The 1,266-nt window shown below is 61.9% G+C and carries 1 protein-coding gene; it reads right to left on the reverse strand.

The features are described 5' to 3' along the window. Window positions 1-1,266, reverse strand: a 1,266-nt coding sequence (glyA, locus tag AC2FLP_RS22080; protein ID WP_496686563.1) for a serine hydroxymethyltransferase, incomplete at both ends; no start/stop codon positions are given.

A 1,266-nucleotide genomic window follows, 5' to 3' on the forward strand; every position in this document is an offset into this window, starting at 1 on the left:
TTCGGATAGATCGGGAATTTGGCGCAGAGGTCTGCGACTTCGGCCTTGACCTTGGCTTCGACAGCGCTGTTGCCGTCTTCGCCATTGGCGGCCAGGCCGTCGACCACTTCGATGATCCAGTCGGCGATCTGGCGGAATTCGACCTCGCCGAAGCCGCGGGTGGTGCCTGCCGGGCTGCCCAGACGGATGCCCGATGTGATGGTCGGCTTTTCGGGATCAAACGGCACGCCGTTCTTGTTGCAGGTGATATGCGCCCGGCCCAGAGCCTTCTCGGTGGCGTTGCCTTTCACCCCTTTGGGGCGCAGGTCGACCAGCACCACATGGGTGTCGGTCCCGTGGGTCACCGTGTCCAGCCCACCCTTGATCAGCTGATCCGACAGCGCCTGCGCGTTGGTGATCACCTGCTTGACATAGTCCTTGAACTCAGGCCGCAGGGCCTCGCCAAAGGCCACGGCCTTGGCTGCGATCACATGCATCAGCGGGCCGCCCTGGATGCCTGGGAAAATCGCTGAATTCACTTTCTTGGCGATATCTTCATCATTGGTCAGGATCATGCCGCCACGCGGGCCACGCAGGGTCTTGTGCGTCGTGGTCGTGGCCACATGCGCATGGGGGAAGGGGCTGGGGTGTTCGCCCGCTGCCACCAGACCGGCAAAATGCGCCATGTCCACGTGCAGATAGGCGCCGACCATATCGGCGATCTGACGCATGCGGGCAAAGTCGATCTGGCGTGGGATCGCCGAGCCACCCGCGATGATCAGCTTGGGCTGGTGCTCTTTCGCCAGCGCCTCGACCTGATCGTAATCCAGCATGTTGTCCTGCTGGCGCACGCCGTATTGCACCGCGTTGAACCACTTGCCCGACTGGTTCGGCCGCGCGCCGTGGGTCAGGTGGCCACCGGCATCCAGGCTCATGCCCAGAATGGTGTCGCCCGGCTTGATCAGGGCCTGAAACACGCCCTGGTTGGCCTGAGAGCCGGAATTGGGCTGCACATTGGCAAACTCGCATTCGAACAGCTGTTTGGCGCGGTCGATGGCCAGGTTTTCGGCAATATCAACAAACTGGCAGCCGCCATAGTAGCGGCGCCCGGGATAGCCTTCGGCATATTTGTTGGTCATCACCGAGCCCTGCGCCTCCATCACGGCGGCAGAGACGATGTTCTCGGACGCGATCAGCTCGATCTCGTCGCGCTGACGACCCAGTTCCGACGTGATCGAGCCAAAAAGCTCAGGATCACGATCAGCAAGGGACTGGGTAAAAAATCCG

The sequence above is a fragment of the Ruegeria sp. CDSA141 genome (assembly GCF_059612005.1).